Source organism: Streptomyces sp. cf386, from assembly GCF_900103585.1.
Lineage (GTDB): Bacteria > Actinomycetota > Actinomycetes > Streptomycetales > Streptomycetaceae > Streptomyces.
Genome location: NZ_FNHV01000011.1, coordinates 23,465 through 41,004 on the forward strand (window position 1 = coordinate 23,465; position 17,540 = coordinate 41,004).

At 68.8% G+C, this 17,540-nt stretch carries 19 protein-coding genes; 8 read left to right on the top strand and 11 right to left on the bottom strand.

The features are described from left to right. Positions 1-22 precede the first annotated feature (22 nt). From BLU79_RS26995 to cseC, 5 genes are all read left to right on the top strand, one after another. Complete coding sequence (locus BLU79_RS26995; protein ID WP_093908522.1) at positions 23-958, top strand: HhH-GPD family protein; 936 nt, start codon at positions 23-25, stop codon at positions 956-958. Between the two features lie 303 nt (positions 959-1,261). Further along, positions 1,262-1,801: a SigE family RNA polymerase sigma factor gene (locus BLU79_RS27000; protein WP_003999062.1), complete on the top strand. Its 540-nt coding sequence runs from the start codon at positions 1,262-1,264 to the stop codon at positions 1,799-1,801. A gap of 68 nt (positions 1,802-1,869) precedes the next feature. Further along, positions 1,870-2,538, top strand: a complete 669-nt coding sequence (locus BLU79_RS27005) for a hypothetical protein (protein ID WP_093908780.1) — start codon at positions 1,870-1,872, stop codon at positions 2,536-2,538. Between the two features lie 102 nt (positions 2,539-2,640). Beyond that, positions 2,641-3,345: a two-component system response regulator CseB gene (gene cseB, locus BLU79_RS27010; protein ID WP_093908523.1), complete on the top strand. Its 705-nt coding sequence runs from the start codon at positions 2,641-2,643 to the stop codon at positions 3,343-3,345. A gap of 170 nt (positions 3,346-3,515) precedes the next feature. Then, positions 3,516-4,862, top strand: coding sequence for a two-component system sensor histidine kinase CseC (cseC, locus tag BLU79_RS27015; protein ID WP_093908781.1), 1,347 nt, complete (start codon positions 3,516-3,518; stop codon positions 4,860-4,862). Between the two features lie 32 nt (positions 4,863-4,894). On the opposite strand, the gene BLU79_RS27020 is transcribed toward cseC, so the two are convergent. The 3 genes from BLU79_RS27020 to BLU79_RS27030 all read right to left on the bottom strand — a co-directional run bounded on the left by BLU79_RS27020 (position 4,895) and on the right by BLU79_RS27030 (position 7,457). Further along, positions 4,895-5,329, bottom strand: a complete 435-nt coding sequence (locus BLU79_RS27020; protein WP_093908524.1) for a VOC family protein — start codon at positions 5,327-5,329, stop codon at positions 4,895-4,897. A gap of 58 nt (positions 5,330-5,387) precedes the next feature. Continuing rightward, on the bottom strand, positions 5,388-5,825 hold the full coding sequence (locus tag BLU79_RS27025) for a helix-turn-helix transcriptional regulator (RefSeq protein ID WP_093908782.1): 438 nt from the start codon (positions 5,823-5,825) through the stop codon (positions 5,388-5,390). Positions 5,826-5,912: 87 nt separating this feature from the next. Continuing rightward, positions 5,913-7,457: an MDR family MFS transporter gene (locus tag BLU79_RS27030; protein WP_093908525.1), complete on the bottom strand. Its 1,545-nt coding sequence runs from the start codon at positions 7,455-7,457 to the stop codon at positions 5,913-5,915. A 118-nt stretch (positions 7,458-7,575) separates the two neighbouring features. Between BLU79_RS27030 and BLU79_RS27035 the strand changes: the two genes are divergently transcribed. Further along, entirely contained in the window at positions 7,576-8,163 is a 588-nt protein-coding gene (locus BLU79_RS27035) for a TetR/AcrR family transcriptional regulator (RefSeq protein ID WP_093908526.1), read from the top strand. 13 nt (positions 8,164-8,176) lie between these two features. Here the strand turns inward: BLU79_RS27035 and BLU79_RS27040 are convergent, their stop codons facing one another. Then, positions 8,177-8,770 carry a M23 family metallopeptidase gene (locus BLU79_RS27040; RefSeq protein ID WP_093908527.1) on the bottom strand — a complete coding sequence of 198 codons (594 nt, stop codon included), beginning with the start codon at positions 8,768-8,770 and terminating at the stop codon, positions 8,177-8,179. A 493-nt stretch (positions 8,771-9,263) separates the two neighbouring features. Here BLU79_RS27040 and BLU79_RS27045 point away from each other — a divergent pair, with 493 nt between their 5' ends. Beyond that, on the top strand, positions 9,264-9,896 hold the full coding sequence (locus tag BLU79_RS27045; protein ID WP_093908528.1) for an HAD family acid phosphatase: 633 nt from the start codon (positions 9,264-9,266) through the stop codon (positions 9,894-9,896). A 62-nt stretch (positions 9,897-9,958) separates the two neighbouring features. Here BLU79_RS27045 and BLU79_RS27050 read toward each other — a convergent pair whose 3' ends face one another. Next, a complete protein-coding gene (locus BLU79_RS27050) occupies positions 9,959-12,484 on the bottom strand; it encodes an ATP-dependent Clp protease ATP-binding subunit (RefSeq protein ID WP_093908529.1) in 2,526 nt (841 codons plus the stop codon). Positions 12,485-12,914: 430 nt separating this feature from the next. Between BLU79_RS27050 and BLU79_RS27060 the strand changes: the two genes are divergently transcribed. Further along, complete coding sequence (locus BLU79_RS27060) at positions 12,915-13,622, top strand: SCO3374 family protein (RefSeq protein WP_093908530.1); 708 nt, start codon at positions 12,915-12,917, stop codon at positions 13,620-13,622. Between the two features lie 43 nt (positions 13,623-13,665). Here BLU79_RS27060 and BLU79_RS27065 read toward each other — a convergent pair whose 3' ends face one another. From BLU79_RS27065 to BLU79_RS27090, 6 genes are all read right to left on the bottom strand, one after another. Then, positions 13,666-14,001, bottom strand: a complete 336-nt coding sequence (locus BLU79_RS27065) for a histone-like nucleoid-structuring protein Lsr2 (RefSeq protein WP_093908531.1) — start codon at positions 13,999-14,001, stop codon at positions 13,666-13,668. A 246-nt stretch (positions 14,002-14,247) separates the two neighbouring features. Continuing rightward, positions 14,248-14,811, bottom strand: coding sequence for an amino-acid N-acetyltransferase (locus tag BLU79_RS27070; RefSeq protein WP_093908532.1), 564 nt, complete (start codon positions 14,809-14,811; stop codon positions 14,248-14,250). 9 nt (positions 14,812-14,820) lie between these two features. Continuing rightward, positions 14,821-15,285 carry a BlaI/MecI/CopY family transcriptional regulator gene (locus BLU79_RS27075; RefSeq protein ID WP_371131953.1) on the bottom strand — a complete coding sequence of 155 codons (465 nt, stop codon included), beginning with the start codon at positions 15,283-15,285 and terminating at the stop codon, positions 14,821-14,823. Between the two features lie 192 nt (positions 15,286-15,477). Then, positions 15,478-15,657 carry a hypothetical protein gene (locus tag BLU79_RS27080; protein WP_093908534.1) on the bottom strand — a complete coding sequence of 60 codons (180 nt, stop codon included), beginning with the start codon at positions 15,655-15,657 and terminating at the stop codon, positions 15,478-15,480. A gap of 139 nt (positions 15,658-15,796) precedes the next feature. Next, positions 15,797-16,432, bottom strand: a complete 636-nt coding sequence (locus tag BLU79_RS27085; RefSeq protein WP_093908535.1) for a hypothetical protein — start codon at positions 16,430-16,432, stop codon at positions 15,797-15,799. Positions 16,433-16,734: 302 nt separating this feature from the next. After that, the gene (locus BLU79_RS27090) at positions 16,735-17,532 is read right to left on the bottom strand and encodes a type III pantothenate kinase (protein ID WP_093908536.1); all 798 of its coding nucleotides are present in this window, start codon (positions 17,530-17,532) and stop codon (positions 16,735-16,737) included. Between the last annotated feature and the right edge of the window lie 8 nt (positions 17,533-17,540).

Sequence of the window (17,540 nt, forward strand, 5' to 3'; positions counted from 1 at the left end):
GACGTGGCAGGATCGGAAGGCCATGACTGCGCCCACAAAACCCCCCGCCGACAGCCCCGCCAACGCCAGCTCCGACGCCCCCCTGGCCCAGCTGCTGCACAGCACTGTCATCGACTGGTTCGACGACAACGCCCGCGACCTCCCCTGGCGGCGCCCCGAGGCCGGCCCCTGGGGAGTGATGGTCAGCGAGTTCATGCTCCAGCAGACGCCGGTGAACCGCGTCCTGCCCGTCTACGAACAGTGGCTCACCCAATGGCCCCGCCCCGCCGACCTCGCCAAGGACGCCCCCGGCGAGGCGGTGCGCGCCTGGGGCAGGCTCGGCTACCCACGCCGCGCACTCCGACTGCACGGCGCCGCCGTCGCCATAGCGGAACGGCACGGCGGGGACGTACCGACCGACCACGCCCAGCTCCTCGCGCTGCCCGGCATCGGCGAGTACACGGCCGCGGCGGTCGCCTCCTTCGCCTACGGCCAGCGGCACGCCGTCCTGGACACCAACGTCCGCCGGGTCTTCGCCCGCGCCGTCACCGGCGTGCAGTACCCGCCGAACGCCACCACCGCCGCCGAACGCAAGCTCGCCCGCGCCCTGCTCCCCGAGGACGAGCGCACCGCCGCGCGCTGGGCCGCGGCCTCCATGGAGCTGGGCGCGCTGGTGTGCACCGCGAAGAACGAGTCGTGCCAGCGTTGCCCGATCGCCGCCCAGTGCGCCTGGCGGCTCGCGGGCAAGCCGGAGCACGAGGGACCGCCGCGCCGCGGACAGACGTACGCCGGAACCGACCGCCAGGTGCGGGGCAAGCTGCTCGCCGTGCTGCGCGAGGCCCACACGCCCGTCCCGCAGGCGGCCCTGGACCGCGTGTGGCACGAGCCGGTGCAGCGCGCCCGCGCCCTGGACGGCCTCGTCGCGGACGGTCTGGTGGAGCCGCTGCCGGGCGGGACGTACCGGCTGCCGCTCACCTGACGCACAGTCACATCACAGCCGTAGGGCCTCTGCAACACCCGACACACAGCAACCGCATGGCCGCCATACGGGCAAATCGCCCCATACGCCAAGCAACTGCACCTCCCCTTTGCCCCTTTCCTTCTTCCGTTACACAACCGACGGACAGCCGAGCGCTAGCCGCAGGCTGCTTCGGACAGGCCCGTGACAACGCCTCCGTAGCTTCATTTCCGTACCCGACAAGCGGGGACGACTACGAACCACAGGCAGTGGGACCGACGGCGAACGAGCCGGCCGGTAACGGGGAATCGGGAGGCGGTCAACATGGCGCAGGGCGAGGTGCTCGAATTCGAGGAGTACGTCCGCACGCGGCAGGACGCGCTGCTGCGCAGTGCCCGCCGACTGGTTCCGGACCCGGTGGACGCCCAGGACCTGCTGCAGACGGCGCTGGTACGGACGTACCACCGCTGGGACGGCATCGCGGACAAGCGGCTCGCGGACGCCTACCTGCGCCGCGTGATGATCAACACGCGGACCGAGTGGTGGCGGGCCCGCAAGCTGGAGGAAGTACCGACCGAGCAGCTCCCGGATGCCTCGGTCGACGACTCCACCGAGCAGCACGCGGACCGCGCCCTGTTGATGGACATCATGAAGGTTCTGGCTCCGAAGCAGCGCAGCGTCGTGGTGCTGCGACACTGGGAGCAGATGTCCACGGAGGAGACGGCCGCGGCCCTCGGCATGTCGGCCGGAACGGTCAAGAGCACGCTGCACCGGGCGCTCGCCCGGCTCCGCGAGGAGCTGGAGAGCCGCGATCTGGACGCACGCGCGCTGGAGCGTGAGGAGCGGGAGCGTTGCGCGGCCTAGGCACGACAGCGGGCGGCACCGGGCACACGGACAGGGGTGACAGGGGCACGGACGGGGATTCCGCGGAGATCGGACCCGACCGCCCCGGACCCACACCGGTCCGGGGGACCATACAGGCGGCGTTCACGGCGGTGGCCGTGGTCGTCGCCCTCGCCCTTTTCGTCTCCTCGTGCGCCACCGGCGGCACCGGCGCCCGCGATGAGGGACCGGCACACGCCGACCTGGCGGGCGGCTCGGCCGTCTCGTCGTCGCGCGCTCCCATGGCCACGCCCTCCGCCTCGGCCGCCCCGGACCCGATGCAGGCCGTCCGCCTGGTCAAGGCGGACCCCAAGGTCTCGGGGCAGGTCAAGCGCGAACTGCAGCCGTGCGTGTCCGACGACTATCCCGTCGACGTGTCGTACGGCGAACTGACCGGCGGACCGGCGGAGGACATCGTGGTCAACGTCCTGTCCTGCGGCGATTCGGTCGGCGTCGCCTCGTACGTCTACCAGGAGCAGGACGGCGAGTACCGCAATGTGTTCCAGGCCGAGGAGCCTCCGGTCTACGCGGAGATCGACCACGGCTATCTGGTGGTGACCGAGCAGGTGTACGCGAAGGACGACGCGCTGTCGAACCCGTCCAGCGAGAACGTGATCTCATACCTGTGGAAGTCCGGCCGCTTCGTCCGGGAGGACGCCACGCGCACCGAATACGGCAACCTCGGCGGAGGCGACGAGTCGGCGGCGCCCGACGGCTGAGGCGGCGCGCGCCCCTGAGACACAGACACCACACGTCACACCGCCAGAAGCGCACGACACACGGCATACGGCACACGGCATACGAGGACTGAGAGCACCGGGATGGCAGAACAGACCCACGTCCTGTTCGTCGAGGACGACGACGTCATCCGCGAGGCCACCCAACTCGCCCTGGAGCGGGACGGCTTCGCGGTCACCGCCATGCCCGACGGGCTGTCCGGCCTGGAGGCGTTCCGGACGAACCGGCCGGACATCGCGTTGCTGGACGTCATGGTCCCGGGCCTGGACGGGGTCAGCCTGTGCCGCCGTATCCGCGACGAGTCGACCGTGCCGGTGATCATGCTCTCGGCGCGGGCGGACTCGATCGACGTGGTGCTGGGCCTGGAGGCGGGCGCGGACGACTACGTGACCAAGCCGTTCGACGGTGCCGTCCTGGTCGCGCGGATCCGTGCGGTGCTGCGCCGCTTCGGGCACGCGAGCGGCGGCGACCGGATGGAGGAGGCCGTGGCGGCCTCCAACGGCGGAATGCTGTCCTTCGGTGACCTGGAGGTCGACACCGAGGGCATGGAGGTGCGCCGGGGCGGGCAGCCGGTCGGGCTCACCCCGACCGAGATGCGACTCCTGCTGGAGTTCTCCTCGGCGCCGGGCACGGTGCTGTCGCGGGACAAGCTGCTGGAGCGCGTGTGGGACTACGGCTGGGGCGGGGACACCCGGGTCGTCGATGTCCATGTGCAGCGGCTGCGGCAGAAGATCGGCCAGGACCGCATCGAGACGGTCCGTGGCTTCGGCTACAAGCTGAAGGCCTGAGCGGGGCGGGCATGCGGGGGATGTTCAGACGCCCGGCTCCGTCCGGCGCAGGGCTCACGGACCCGGCGGACATCGCGGACACGCGCGTGATGGGTCGTGCGGGCGCGGGTGTGAGCGGGCACATGGAAAGCCGCGTGGACAGCGGTGCGAACAGCCGGGTGGGCAGCCGTATGGGCAATCGGTCGGGTAGCCGTGCGGGCAGGCGGTCGAGCAGCCGGGTGGCCATTCGTACGGGGCTGAGGTGGAAGCTGAGTGCGGCGATCGCGCTGGTCGGCACGCTCGTGGCGGTCGTGCTGAGCCTGGTCGTGCACAACCAGGCCCGGGTCTCGATGCTGGACAGCGCGCGCGACCTCGCGGACGAGCGCATCCAGATCGCCCAGCGCAGCTACGAGCAGTCCAAGCGGCTGAACTTCCCCAACGCCACGATCGACGACCCGGCCCTGCCGGCGGCGCTGCGGGACAAGGTCGAGGAGGGCCGGCGGGCGACGTATGTGACGGACACGCCGAGCGGGGCGCCCGACATCTGGGCCGCCGTACCGCTCAACGACGGGAGTGTCCTGTCGCTGCGCACCGGCTGGACCGACCGCAGCGAGCACATCCTCAACCGCCTCGACCAGGCCATGATCATCGGCTCCATCTCGGTCGTCCTCGGCGGCAGCGCACTCGGTGTGCTCATCGGCGGGCAGCTCTCGCGCCGGCTGCGCAAGGCGGCCGCCGCGGCGAACCAGGTCGCGAGCGGGGAGTCGGACGTCCGGGTACGCGACGCCATCGGGGGTGTCGTACGGGATGAGACCGACGACCTCGCGAGCGCGGTGGACGCCATGGCGGACGCGTTGCAGCAGCGGCTGGACGCGGAGCGCCGGGTCACCGCGGACATCGCGCACGAGCTGCGTACGCCGGTGACCGGACTGCTGACGGCGGCCGAGTTGCTGCCTCCGGGTCGGCCCACCGAGCTGGTGCTGGACCGGGCGAAGGCCATGCGCACGCTCGTCGAGGACGTCCTGGAGGTGGCCCGGCTGGACAGCGCCTCGGAGCGGGCCGAGTTGCAGGACATCATGCTGGGCGAGTTCGTCAGCCGGCGGGTCGCGGCGAAGGACCCCTCGATCGAGGTGCGGGTCGTCCATGAGTCGGCGGTCACGACCGACCCTCGGCGGCTGGAGCGGGTGCTGTTCAACCTGCTGGCCAACGCGGCACGGCACGCCAAGCCGCCGATCCAGGTCACGGTCGAGGGCCGGGTCATCCGGGTCCGCGACCACGGCCCCGGGTTCCCGGAGGACCTGCTCGCCGACGGCCCGAGCCGCTTCCGCACGGGCAGCAGCGACCGCTCGGGGCACGGCCACGGCCTCGGTCTGACCATCGCGGCAGGTCAGGCCCGGGTGCTGGGCGCCCGACTGACCTTCCGCAACGTCCGCCCGGCGGGCGCCCCGGAGCATGTGCGGGCGGAGGGCGCGGTGGCCGTGCTCTGGCTGCCGGAGCACGCGCCGACGAACACGGGGAGCTACCCGATGCTGCCGTAGCGGCGCCTTGGCCCCTTACTGCCGCGGTGGGCTCACCCGAACGACTTGGAGAAGTCGAGCTCCTCGCTCCGCTCGGTCAGCGAGTACCAGTTGCCGTTGTCGTCGCGGAAGATCGCCTCGATGCCGTACGGCCGCTCCTGTGGCTCCTGGATGAACTCCACCCCTCGTGCCTTGAAGGTCTCGTAGTCCCCCCGGCAGTCATCGGTCCGGAACGCCCCGGCTCCGATGACCCCCTTCCCGACCAGCTTCTTCAACGCCTCGGAGGACTCGGGGTCGAGCCCCGGCCCGTCAAGGCTCATCAGCGCGAGCTCGACATCCGGCTGGTCCTTGGCGCCCACGGTGACCCATCGCATGTCGCCCATGGAGAGATCGTTCCGCACCTCGAAGCCGATCTTCTCGGTGAAGAACGCCTTGGTCCGCTGCTGGTCGAACGTCCATACGGTGGTGATGCCCAGGCCCTTGATCATGACGCTCTCCCGTGCTCAGGTTCGCTGTTCCTTTCCGTCACGGTAGGCAGCGGGTCTGTCAGCGCGCTTCTCCAGAGTTGCTCTCCTGCGCCCCGGGCTCCTCCCGCCGCCGGAACCCGCCGGCCCACAGCATCGCGTAGCACCCCGGTATCAGCGCGGCTCCGCGACCGACGTGCTTCTCCCGGTACTCGCTGGGGGCCAGTCCGGTCCGTGCCTTGAACTTCGCGGAGAACGTGCCGAGGCTGCTGAAGCCGACCAGATGGCAGATCTCCGTCACGGTCAGATTCGCTGCCCGTAGATACTCCTCGGCCCGCTCGATCCGCCGGTGCGTCAGATACTGCCCGGGCGTCTCGCCGTACGCCGCCTTGAAGGCCCGTACGAAGTGATACCGCGAGTACCCGGCATGCGCGGCGACGGCGGCCAGATCGAGCCCTGGGTCGGCCCAGTCCCGGTCCATGGCGTCCTTGGCCAGCCGCAGCTGCCGCGTCTTGTCCATGCAGCCGATGGTGGCACGGCCCACTGACAGGACCCCCGGGCGGCGATCCACCCGGGGGTCCTGCGCGTGCCGCTTTCCCGCGGCGGCCTACTCCTTCGGCTCCGCCCCCTTGAGCGGTACCTCCTTCACGAACACGGCCGCCACCAGGGACAGCACGGCGATCACGGCCCCCAGCAGGAACGCCGAGTGTGTCCCGGCCGACACCGCGTGCTGGTACGCGTCCTGCACCGCGTCCGGCAGCTTCGCGAGGCTCGCCGCGTCCAGCTGCGCCGACTGCTCGGTCACCTTCGAACCGAGTGACCCGGACCGCTCGGACATGACGTCCTGCACCCGGTTGTTGAACAGCGCGCCCATGATCGCGACGCCGAACGAGGAGCCGAGCGTACGGAAGAGCGTGGTGGACGAGGACGCGACGCCCATGTCCTTCATCTCGACGCTGTTCTGCGCGACCAGCATGGTGATCTGCATCAGGCAGCCCATGCCGAAGCCGACCGCGGCCATGAACACCCCGGAGGTGAAGCGGCTGGTCCCGGTGTCCATCGTCGACAGCAGGTACAGCCCGACGACCATCAGCACGCTGCCGACGATCGGGAACACCTTGTAGCGCCCGGTGTTCGTGGTCACCCGCCCCGCGACCATCGAGGTGACCAGCATCGCGCCGAGCATCGGCAGCAGGAGCAGCCCGGAGTTGGTGGCGGAGGCTCCCTGCACCGACTGCTGGTACAGCGGCAGGAAGAGCGTCGCGCCGAACATCACGAACCCGGTGATGAAGCCGATCAGGGACATCAGGGTGAAGTTCCGGCTGCGGAAGATGTGCAGCGGGACCACCGGCTCCGCGGCCCTGGTCTGCCAGAACACGAACCCGACGAGCGAGGCGACGCCGATCCCGATGAGCTCCATGATCCGCGCCGACGTCCAGGCGTACTCCGTACCGCCCCACGTGGTGACCAGCACGATCGCCGTGATCCCGACGGTCAGCAGCGCGGCGCCGAGATAGTCGATCCGCGCCTTCGCCCGCTTCTTCGGCAGATGCAGTACGGCACTGATCGCGGCGAGCGCGACGACGCCGAGCGGCAGGTTGATGTAGAACGCCCAGCGCCAGCCCCAGTGGTCGGTGATGGTGCCGCCGACCAGCGGCCCGCCGATCATCGCCAGCGCCATCACGCCGGCCATCATGCCCTGGTACTTGCCCCGCTCCCGCGGCGGAATCAGATCGCCGATGATCGCCATGACACCGACCATCAGACCGCCGGCGCCGAGCCCCTGCACCGCCCGGAACGCGATCAGCTGCCCCATGTCCTGGGCCATGCCGCTGAGCGCGGAGCCGATCAGGAACAGCACGATCGACGACATGAAGACGCCCTTGCGGCCGTACATGTCGCCGAGCTTGCCCCACAGGGGGGTGGAGGCCGCGGTGGCCAGCGTGTACGCCGTGACGACCCAGGACAGATGCTCCAGACCGCCGAGTTCGCCCACGATCGTCGGCATCGCGGTGCCCACGATCATGTTGTCGAGCATCGCCAGCATCATCGTGATCATCAGCGCGAGCAGCACGACCCGTACGCTCTTGGGCTGCTTGTCCGCTTGCGCCGCCTGATCCGGCCCTGTGTCCACTGCCAGTGTGTCCGCCATGGTTCCCACTCCCCCGGCTACTTACTTGCCGCCCGGCTAGTTGTCTACACTCAGGGAAGGTAGGGGCGTAACTAGCCGGGCGTCAAGTAAGTTTTATGGAAAGCCGAGGAGTACGAGGATGGGTGGCACCATGGACGGCACCAAGCAGCGGCGCCGCGGGAACACCCGCCAGCGCATCCAGGACGTGGCCCTCGAACTCTTCGCCGAGCAGGGCTACGAGAAGACCTCTCTGCGCGAGATCGCCGAGCGCCTGGAGGTCACGAAAGCGGCCTTGTACTACCACTTCAAGACCAAGGAAGAGATCATCGTCAGTCTCTTCGAGGATCTGACGAAGCCGATCGAGGAGCTGATCGAGTGGGGCAGGCGGCAGCCGCACTCACTCGACACGAAGCAGGAGATCGTACGCCGCTACAGCAAGGCCCTGACCGACGCGGAGCCGCTGTTCCGGTTCATGCAGGAGAACCAGGCGACGGTCCGCGAGCTGAGCATCGGCGAGATGTTCAAGAACCGCATGCTCGGCATGCGCGACATCATCATCGATCCGGACGCCGACATGGTCGACCAGGTCCGCTGCATCAGCGCGCTGTTCACCATGCATGCCGGGATGTTCGTCATGAAGGATCTCGAAGGCGACCCCGAGGAAAAGCGCAAGGCCATCCTTGAGGTCGCCACGGACCTGATCACCCAGGCACACAAGGGCGCCTGAAGGGCTCGGTCACTCAGATCGTCAGCCCCTTGGCCCGCAGGAAGGCCACGGGGTCGATCGCGGAGCCGAAGTTGGCGGTCTTACGGATCTCGAAGTGCAGGTGCGGCCCGCTGGAGTTGCCGGTGTTGCCGGACTTGGCTATCTGCTGACCGGTCTTGACGACCTGGCCGATCTTCACGTCGACGCGCGACAGGTGGGCGTACTGGGAGAACGTCCCGTTGCCGTGCTTGATGACGACGGCGTTGCCGTACGCGGGTCCGTCACCGGCGCCGTTGCCGCCGGCCTTGACGACCGTGCCGCCGTGCGCGGCCACGACCTGGGTGCCGCTGGGGACGGCGAAGTCCTGCCCGCTGTGGGTGGACTGCCACATGCCGCCGGCCTGCGCGTAGCTGGCGGACTTCGTGTACTTCTTCACCGGGCTCACCCAGGACGCGGCGACGGACTGCGCCTGTACGGCGGTGGAGACACCGGTAGCGGAGGTCAGCTCGGCGGCGACCGCGCCTCCGGCGCCCAGCACGACCGAGGCCCCCAGGCCGGCGGCCACCACAGCGGCACGGGTGCGGAACGCGGACGTACGGGACGAACGGAAGGAGAAGCGCGGGGACATGCGAAACCTCATGGGGACGACGACAGAGAGAACCACCCGACGCATCAGTCGCTCGCCGGATGGCCATCCCTTGGTAACCCCCGACCCCGCGAACCCCAAAACCCCTTATCTACGATGAAAGCTAGTACCCCGCCATAAAAATCACCGCATCTTGACAGAGCAGCCATTCCGGACGAACCGGCACGGATACGGAAACCCCACAGTCGCTTCCTTGATATAAATCCCTTTTGTCCGAGCTGCCGTTTCCACTATTCCCGCTAGTAACGGACAAATCGCCTGTGCGGCATGTCACCGCCCAGCGCAATCAAGAGACCCCGGAATGTGACGGGCGCTACCCGGCCCTTCCGCCAACTCGTAACGAAATCCTGCGCAGTTATGTGAGCGACGCCTCAACATGAGCTACCGTCCGGTAACCCGCTGGTTCCCCACCAGCCACTCCCGCACACGAACATGCACGCGACAACCCGCGCACGTGACGTGAGAGGACCCCCACATGACGCTTCGCCCCTGGGCGCGCCGCATCGCGGTCAGCACCGCCTCCGCAGCCGCCCTCGTGGCCCTCGCGGTCCCCGCCGACGCGGCGACCACGACCGCGACGAGCACCTCCACCGCCACCACCGCAGCGGCTGCGGACGTCGACTACGACACCTGGCAGAAGGACTGCCGGGCGGTGATGGACCAGGCGCTGCCCGAACTGAAGCAGCGGATCGCGAGCACCAAGCCCGGTGAGAAGCAAGCGATCGTCTTCGACATCGACAACACGACCCTGGAGACGGACTTCGGCTTCAGCTACCCGCAGCCGGCCAACGGGCCGGTCCTGGAGGTCGCCAAGTACGCCCAGGAGCACGGCGTCTCCCTGTTCTTCGTGACCGCCCGCCCCGGCATCATCGCCTCGGTGACCGACTACAACCTCAAGCACGTCGGCTACCAGGTCTCCGGCCTCTATGTGCGGAACTTCATCGACCTCTTCAAGAACGTCGCGGACTACAAGACGGCCCAGCGCGTCGACATCGAGAAGAAGGGCTACACGATCATCGCGAACATCGGCAACAGCGCTACCGACCTGTCGGGCGGCCACGCCGAGAAGACGTACAAGCTGCCGGACTACAACGGCCAGTTGTCGTAGAGCCCACGGCATGCCAAAGGGGCCGGTGCTCGAAAGCACCGGCCCCTTTCAGCTGTTGACGCTTAGGCGTCCTTGCTCAGGTTCGGCCCGCTTCCACCGGCCGCCTGCTCGATCGGCGGGACGTCCGGCAGCGCCGACTTCTCCTCACCGCGGAAGGTGAAGGTCTTGGTCTCGCCCTCGCCCTCGGTGTCCACGACCACGATGTGACCGGGGCGCAGCTCGCCGAAGAGGATCTTCTCCGACAGCGTGTCCTCGATCTCGCGCTGGATGGTGCGACGCAGCGGACGCGCACCCAGCACCGGGTCGTAACCCTTCTTGGACAGCAGCTCCTTGGCGGACTGGGAGAGCTCGATGCCCATGTCCCGGTCCTTGAGGCGCTCGTCCACCTTGCCGATCATCAGGTCGACGATCGCGAGGATGTCGTCCTGGGTCAGCTGCGGGAAGACGACCACGTCGTCGACGCGGTTGAGGAACTCGGGCCGGAAGTGCTGCTTGAGCTCGTCCGAGACCTTGTTCTTCATCCGCTCGTAGTTGGACTTCGTGTCACCCGCGGCGGCGAAGCCGAGGTTGAAGCCCTTGGAGATGTCCCGGGTGCCGAGGTTGGTCGTCATGATGATGACCGTGTTCTTGAAGTCCACGACCCGGCCCTGGGAGTCGGTCAGACGACCGTCCTCCAGGATCTGCAGCAGCGAGTTGAAGATGTCCGGGTGGGCCTTCTCGACCTCGTCGAAGAGGACGACGGAGAACGGCTTGCGGCGGACCTTCTCGGTCAGCTGGCCGCCCTCTTCGTAGCCCACGTAGCCGGGGGGCGAACCGAAGAGACGCGACACCGTGTGCTTCTCGCTGAACTCCGACATGTCGAGGGAGATCAGCGCGTCCTCGTCACCGAAGAGGAACTCGGCGAGCGCCTTGGACAGCTCGGTCTTACCGACACCGGACGGACCGGCGAAGATGAACGAGCCACCGGGGCGCTTCGGGTCCTTCAGACCGGCGCGCGTACGACGGATCGCCTTCGAGAGCGCCTTGACGGCGTCCTTCTGGCCGATGACCCGCTTGTGGAGCTCGTCCTCCATGCGCAGCAGACGCGAGGACTCCTCCTCGGTCAGCTTGAAGACCGGGATGCCGGTGGCGGTCGCGAGGACCTCGGCGATCAGCTCGCCGTCGACCTCGGCGACGACGTCCATGTCGCCGGCCTTCCACTCCTTCTCCCGCTTGGCCTTGGCGGCCAGGAGCTGCTTCTCCTTGTCGCGGAGGGAGGCGGCCTTCTCGAAGTCCTGCGAGTCGATCGCGGACTCCTTGTCGCGGCGGACGCCGGCGATCTTCTCGTCGAACTCGCGCAGGTCCGGCGGCGCGGTCATCCGGCGGATGCGCATCCGGGAACCGGCCTCGTCGATCAGGTCGATCGCCTTGTCCGGCAGGAAGCGGTCCGAGATGTACCGGTCGGCCAGGGTGGCGGCCTGGACCAGCGCCTCGTCGGTGATGGAGACCCGGTGGTGGGCCTCGTACCGGTCACGCAGACCCTTGAGGATCTCGATCGTGTGCGGCAGGGACGGCTCCGCGACCTGGATGGGCTGGAAGCGGCGCTCCAGGGCCGCGTCCTTCTCCAGGTGCTTGCGGTACTCGTCCAGCGTGGTCGCACCGATGGTCTGCAGCTCACCGCGGGCCAGCATCGGCTTCAGGATGGAAGCCGCGTCGATGGCGCCCTCTGCGGCACCCGCACCGACCAGCGTGTGGAGCTCGTCGATGAACAGGATGATGTCGCCGCGGGTGCGGATCTCCTTGAGCACCTTCTTCAGGCGCTCCTCGAAGTCACCGCGGTAGCGGGAGCCGGCGACCAGCGCGCCGAGGTCCAGGGTGTAGAGGTGCTTGTCCTTGAGGGTCTCGGGCACCTCGCCCTTGACGATGGCCTGGGCGAGGCCCTCGACGACGGCGGTCTTGCCGACGCCGGGCTCACCGATCAGGACCGGGTTGTTCTTGGTACGGCGGGACAGCACCTGCATGACCCGCTCGATCTCCTTCTCGCGCCCGATGACCGGGTCGAGCTTGGACTCACGAGCGGCCTGGGTGAGGTTCCGGCCGAACTGGTCGAGGACCAGGGACGTCGAGGGGGTGCCCTCGGCAGGCCCGCCGGCGGTGGCGGTCTCCTTGCCCTGGTATCCGGAGAGCAGCTGGATGACCTGCTGCCGCACCCGGTTGAGATCAGCGCCCAGCTTGACCAGGACCTGGGCGGCGACGCCCTCGCCCTCACGGATCAGGCCGAGCAGGATGTGCTCCGTGCCGATGTAGTTGTGGCCCAGCTGAAGGGCCTCGCGGAGCGACAGCTCCAGGACCTTCTTGGCACGGGGGGTGAAGGGGATGTGCCCGGACGGGGCCTGCTGCCCCTGCCCGATGATCTCCTCCACCTGCTGGCGGACCGCCTCGAGCGAAATCCCGAGGCTCTCAAGGGCCTTGGCGGCGACACCCTCACCCTCATGGATCAGGCCCAGGAGGATGTGCTCGGTGCCGATGTAGTTGTGGTTGAGCATCCGGGCTTCTTCCTGAGCCAGGACGACAACCCGCCGCGCGCGGTCGGTGAACCTCTCGAACATCGTTAATCGCTCCTCAGAGCGGTCAGGCAGTGGGGGGAACTTCCCCTCCCTGTCCTTCCGCAGCTTAGTCCCGCAAGCGGGGACCGCTCATTCCAACTGCCGACACCGTCGATGGCCTCCTGACCCCGAACGCCGACATCTGCTCCAACCCGATGGTGCGAGACGATGTTCCCGCAGGCCAGGTGGTTACCCTCACCATCACTACGCCGATGGCGAACGTGAGACCCACTGTCCTGCGTGTCGCCCCCTCCCACTAGGGATGTCTTACCCGCTGGGACTGACACTCCATGCCGCGCCCCCCGGTTCCCTCCGCTACGGGCGAACAACCTTGCGCCTCCCCACACCCCCCGCACGCCCCCTTTTCGACACTCTGCGCATCCGCTAGGACACCCAGCGTAACCCGCATGCTCTTTCGGCGGTTGCACTTGGCATGGTCGGCACCCGCCCCGTGATCACCACGGACCTCGCCACGATTCCCCTCCCCCGTCGGCCGCTCGATCCGAGCGATCAGGTCCGTCGGTGGTACGAGAACGAACTGGGCTGGCCGGTGGTGCCCGGGGCGCCGGGATCCCCGCTGCGCCTTCGGGTGGGTCCGCGCTTCGACGTCCTGGACGTACCGGCCGCGGCGGGCCGCGCGGCACTGCGCCATCTGACGCCGGACAGCCCGGTGGCCGTACGGGGCGACCGGATGTGGCTGCTCACGGCCGCGGGCAGCGCACAGGAGGTGCCGGGGGCGCTGGACTGGCTGGAGTGGGGCACGCTGCCCCTGGACCTGACGACGCTCGGCGAGGGCGACCTCATGGAGGCGCCCGTGCCACCCGAGTCGGGGTTCGTCACGGCCGTACGGCATCCCGGCGATCCCGGGCCGAGGGCGGCCGTACGGCGTCCTGGCCTGCCGGGCGCCTGCGCGGTGCGGCCGCTTCTCCCTCTGGGGCGCTCCGGTGCCGTACAGGGGGCCGCCGTGTGGCTGCGGCCCCCCGAGCCTGGGGGCGAGGTCGAAGCCTCGCTGCCGACGATGTCGGCCATGGGGGGCGGTGGGGGCGCCCCCGATCTGGTACGGGTGCTGGACACGGTGGCGACGCACTGCCACCGCCTGTGGCTGCGACGTGTGGGCGCCCAGCCGTCGTCCTGTCCGTAGCTCAGGCCATCGGCCTGTTCGCAGGTCGGGCTATCGCCTGGGATCAGGCGTTGGCCTTCTCGTATGCCTCACGAATGGACGCGGGAACACGGCCACGGTCGTTGACCTCGTAGCCGTTCTCCTTCGCCCACGCGCGGATCTGCGCGGTGTCCTGGCTGCCACCGGAAGCGGCGCGCGCCTTTCCGCGGCCACCCGAAGCGCGGCCTCCGGTACGACGACCGCCCTTCACGTAAGGCTCGAGAAGGCCACGGAGCTTGTCCGCATTGGCAGTCGTGAGATCGATCTCGAACGTCTTGCCGTCCAGCGCAAACGTCACGGTCTCGTCCGCCTCGCCGCCGTCGAGGTCGTCGACAAGAAGGACCTGAACCTTCTGTGCCACCGGATTTCCTTTCATCGATAACTTGAGGGCCGGGGGTCTGCGGCGTCCGCCGTTTCGCCGTCCCCTGTTATATGCAGTACTGCAGTACGTCGGAAAGCAAACCGCTTTTGCGGGAAAAACACAAACCCCCGGGAGAGACCCACAGGCCCGGCCCCGTCCGGAAACATGCGCGTTTCGGACATAGGGAACCCGGGCATGGCCGCTCGGCCGGAATACGGGTTGTGGATCGTGGTGGATCCGCGGCGATCACAGATGCAGAAGCATCCGGCTGTTGCCCAAGGTGTTCGGTTTCACTCGTTCGAGACCGAGGAACTCCGCCACGCCCTCGTCATAGGAACGCAGCAGCTCCGCGTAGACATCGGTGTCAACCGGCGTCTCGCCGATCTCGACGAAGCCGTGCTTGCCGAAGAAGTCCACTTCGAAGGTCAGACAGAAAACCCGTCGAACGCCGAGCCAGCGCGCGGTGTGCAGCAACTTCTCCAGCACTTGATGACCGACGCCGGCGCCCTTCAGGCCGTGCTTCACAGCGAGAGTCCGGACTTCCGCCAGGTCTTCCCACATCACGTGCAGGGCGCCGCAGCCGACGACCTCGCCGTTGTCGTCGCGTTCCGCGACCCAGAACTCCTGGATGTCCTCGTAAAGCGTGACCGTGGCTTTGTCGAGCAGGATGCGACGCTGGACGTACTCGTCAAGGAGACGACGTACCGCCGGGACATCGCTGGTGCGGGCCCGCCGGACGGTGATGGCTTTTGCGCTGACTTCACGGCTCTCCACCGAGGGGCTCTCGGTCGAGTGGCTCTCTGCTGACATGAGCGGACGCTATCGCCCGCCTGGCTCCCGCGCCGAGCCGGGGTTCTCATGGCCGGTATCGGTACGGGTATCCGGGCCGGTATCCGTTCCGGCGGTATCGGCACCGGTAACGCGGCGTGTATCGGGCGCTTCCGTGGGTTCGGGTGTTTCCGGGCCCTGGACGATGCGTACGGCGTCTCGCAGGGCATGTCGCTGTTCGTCGCTCATCATGCCGAAGAAGGCGACGAGTGCGGCGGCGGGGTTGTCGCTCTGCGACCAGGCGTCGTTCATCAGGGCGGCTGCGTAGGCGGCTCGTGTGGAGACCGCCTCATATCGATAGGCTCGGCCTTCCGCTTCGCGGCGTACCCAGCCCTTCTGATGGAGATTGTCCAAAACGGTCATCACCGTGGTGTACGCGATGGACCGTTCCTGCTGGAGATCTTCCAGGACTTCTCGAACGGTCACCGGGCGGTTCCACTTCCACACCCGCGTCATGACCGCGTCTTCGAGTTCTCCCAATGGGCGAGGCACAGTTCAGAACAATAGTGGGAGATCCGGGTGTTGGCGCCTCGGACGTGCACTTTCTCTGGCAAATGGGAACAAAAAGGGCGTACGACTCGGAAAGCCAGAGGCTTGAGTCGTACGCCGGTCAGCTCGGCGGTGGGCTCGCCGGCTGTGTCCGCCGGGTCAGGCGTCCGGGGTCGTGGAGGCCTGGCGGGTGCCCTCCGCGCGCGCGAGGGCGGCGTCGACGGCCGCGTCCTCCTTGGCCTTGTTGGCTCCGCCCTGGGTCTTCACGATCACCCTGATCAAACCGATGAAGAACACGGCCATGACGACCGGGGGGAGGAGTGCGGAGACATAGTCCATGCGTCCAGGGTAGCCAGGGGGCGGGAGGCGGCCGGGGTGGGGGCGGCCTGGCCGGGGGTCGGGGGTCGTGGGGTGGGTTGCGTCGGGTGGGCGGGTGCGCTTGGGGGGCACCCGCCCGGGGTCCGCCTTACGGTCGCTCTCAGCCTGCGGCGAGGTGCTGGGACGGGTTCGCGGGCGGTGGGGTCGGTTTGCGGCGGGGGAAGACCTCGCCGGGGGTGGGGATGGGGCGCGTCGGCTTCGGGGCGGCGGGGGCGGGCTCCTGGCCCGGGCCGGGTCTGGGGGCGGCCGGTCTTTCGGCGGGCTTCTTCCGGGGTGGCTTGGCGGGATCCTGGCCGGTGTCCTGGGCGGGGAGGGCGACGCAGGGGCCGGGGGGAGCGTCCGAGCGGCCTCCGGGGAGGGCCTGGAGGTGGGCGCGGGACGCGGGGATGGCCGGGGTGGCGAGTGGCCGGCAGCGGGTGAGGAGGGTGGCTGCGGTGGGGGTGCCGCGCAGGGCCCTGAGGGCGGCGAGGTCGTCGGGGGTCGGGTGGTACCCGGCGGTGAGGGCCTCTTCCAGGAGGGTGAGGTACCCGGCTGCGGTGCCGGGGAGGGCGGCGCGGTAGCGGGCGAGGTCGGCCACCAAGAACGCACGCAGCCGGGAACCCTCGCGCATCGCCTCGTCGAGCGACTCGGCGAGGCGGAGACAGTCCTGGACGTCTTCGGCCGAGGCGGGGCTGGGGTGGAGGGCGAGGGCGAGAGCGCGGCGGAGCACACGCAGCTCCTCCGCACCGAACGCCATGCCGCCGCGGGATCCGTATGGCGTGGGCATGCGGTGACGATACGCGCTAATCAGACAAACACGGCATAGGGGGCGGGTGTGGCGCGGGGAGCCACTCGGGTGGTGGGGCTGGTGGGCGATGCCCGCGGCGGCCTGTGTGAGCCTCCCGCACGACCGGCGTGCCCGGACGCCAGGGTGCCCCCTGGGGGAGTTTGAGGACGAGGCCCCTTCAGGGCCGCAGCGGGGGGCTGGGGGCCACAGGCCCCCAGCAAGCCCCCAGCCGGCCCCGCACCGGGCCTCGGTGCGTAGCCCACGCGGCGACGTCACATTCGGGAGACGTTGCGTTCGTACACCAGACGTAGGCCGATCAGCGTCAGCCACGGCTCGTGTTCGTCGATGACCGAGGACTCGCCCAGGACCATCGGCGCCAGACCGCCCGTCGCGATGACCGTGACGTCGTCGGGGTTGTCGGCGAGTTCGCGGGCCATGCGGGTGACCACGCCGTCCACCTGGCCGGCGAAGCCGTAGATGATGCCGGACTGCATGGCCTCGACCGTGTTCTTGCCGATGACGCTGCGCGGGCGGGCCACCTCGATCTTGCGGAGTTGGGCGCCCCGCACGCCGAGAGCTTCGACGGAGATCTCGATGCCGGGGGCGATGACCCCGCCGATGTACTCGCCGCGCGCGCTCACCGCGTCGAACGTCGTCGCCGTACCGAAGTCGACGACGATGGCCGGGCCGCCGTAGAGATCGACCGCCGCGACCGCGTTGATGATGCGGTCGGCGCCGACCTCCTTGGGGTTGTCCGTGAGGATCGGGACGCCCGTCTTCACCCCCGGTTCGACGAGGACCGCGGGGACGTCGCCGTAGTAGCGGCGGGTCACCTCGCGGAGTTCGTGGAGGACCGAGGGGACCGTCGCGCAGATGGCGATGCCGTCGATGCCGTCGCCCAGTTCCTCGCCGAGGAGGGGATGCATGCCCATCAGGCCCTGGAGGAGGACCGCCAGTTCGTCAGCCGTGCGGCGGGCGTCCGTCGAGATGCGCCAGTGCTCGACGATGTCCTCGCCGTCGAACAGGCCGAGGACGGTGTGGGTGTTGCCTACGTCGATCGTGAGGAGCATGCCGGTCC